This window comes from Pseudomonas sp. AC463 (assembly GCF_979253585.1).
Genome location: NZ_CEEDDZ010000823.1, coordinates 1 through 257, shown reverse-complemented (window position 1 = coordinate 257; position 257 = coordinate 1). Strand labels below are relative to the sequence as shown.

At 63.0% G+C, this 257-nt stretch carries 1 protein-coding gene; it reads left to right on the top strand.

Annotated elements, in window-relative coordinates:
- Positions 1-257: glycoside hydrolase domain-containing protein (locus AC0IYH_RS32525; protein ID WP_471838473.1), on the top strand; the 257-nt coding region annotated here is incomplete at both ends.

The following is a 257-nucleotide window of genomic DNA, read 5'->3' as shown; positions in this document are numbered from 1 at the left end:
CGATTTCTCGCTGTCGCGCCTCGCCACCGCGCTCGGCAAGACCGAGGACGCCAAGCTCTATGCGGGTCGCGCGCAGAATTACCGCAAGCTGTTCGACACAGAGAGTGGCTGGATGCGCGGTCGCAACCAGGACGGTTCGTGGTCGACGCCGGTCAATCCGTACAAATGGGGCGACGCCTTCACGGAAGGCAATTCGGTCCATTACAGCTGGTCCGTCATGCAGGACGTGCAGGGCCTGATCGACCTGATGGGTGGCG